This window comes from Stutzerimonas sp. LR2 (genome assembly GCF_055755175.1).
This window is the reverse complement of sequence record NZ_JBVTRR010000027.1, coordinates 1-1321: the sequence shown is the minus strand read 5'-3', so window position 1 is coordinate 1321 and position 1321 is coordinate 1. Positions and strand designations below refer to the sequence as shown.

Here is a 1321-nt window from a genome sequence, read left to right as displayed (position 1 = left end):
CCATAACTTCTCACCCTTCAGCAAGTTTTCGGCAAACAGATTGCTGGTGGAGAAAGGTGCTGGTACTTTGCCAACGAACTGAAATACCACTGTGATGACGCTTTCATATTTTTCCATAACACACCCATGCATTCGTTTTGTTTACCGAAATGATATCACTATCTGATCACGCCACGGAACGGAGGAAGCGAGTCCAGAATACTTTGGCCGTAGCGCGTATTCTTGATGCGCGAATCCAGTATGGTCACCGCCCCGGTATCGGACTCGGTTCGGATAAGCCGCCCAACCGCCTGGATAAGCTTGATGCATGCCTGCGGCACCGTGATTTCTTCAAAAGTGTTCCGCCCCGCCTTCTCCATCCACTCTGTGAGCGTTTGACTGACCGGGTCGCTCGGTACGCTAAACGGCAGCTTGGCAATAATCACGTTGTCGCAGTAATCTCCAGGCAAGTCTACACCCTCACTGAAGGAAGCCATCCCGAAGATAATGCTCGCCTCACCACGATCGATACGCAACTTATGGCGGGACACGATTTCCGTTTTAGGCATCGTCGTCTGCATCAGGATGTGTTCCTTCACGTTGTCCGGCATACCGGCACAGACTTCGGTCATCTGCTTACGAGATGAGAAGAGCACCAGGCACCCTTTACGGCGGAGCACCAATTTAGGTAATAGCTCAATCAGCTCGTTAGTGTGCGCCTCGGCATTCTTCGGCGTGCTACGCATCTTTGGCACAAACAGAACACCGTTGTTCTCGTAGTCGAAAGGGCTTTTCGCCAGCAGCGTCGGCGTATCCTTTTTTAAACCCGCTTCATTCAGGTAGGCATCGAAGTTGCCCATCGTCCTCAGTGTTGCTGAGGTGATGATCACCCCATGCGCTTCCTGCCACAGCTCCCTATCCAACTGCTCGCCCGCATGCACCGGGCTGCTATGGATAATGACTTCGCTTTTATTGTCTCGCTTGACGTTTACCCAGCGCGCCACTGGAACAGCAAGCTCACCTTTCTTCGTCGATGCAGTAAATCGACTCATCGCTTCCAGCAAGTTTTCTACACGGTTCTTCAAATCGCCGATCGCCATTTTGTGGCGGGCATTATCCTCCGCGACGATTTTGTCACCGGCCTCATCAATGATGATGGTCATTTTCTCAATCAAAGTCTGCATCTGGTTTGCCAGGTACAGACCGTTTTTAAACAGGGCACGGACATCATTGGGTACGTCACCCTCAGGGAAACGATAGACGTCAATGTTACCGTGATCGTTACGGAAGTTCAGTGAAGATAAAAGGGTGGCGCGAACTGACATCAGCTCGGTTGCCGTGT

The 1321-nt window shown here is 51.5% G+C and carries 1 protein-coding gene; it reads right to left on the bottom strand.

Annotated features, from left to right (window positions below):
• Positions 1-158 precede the first annotated feature (158 nt).
• On the bottom strand, positions 159-1321 hold a 1163-nt coding region (locus ACVRRC_RS21755), incomplete at its 5' end, for a helicase C-terminal domain-containing protein (RefSeq protein ID WP_472997542.1).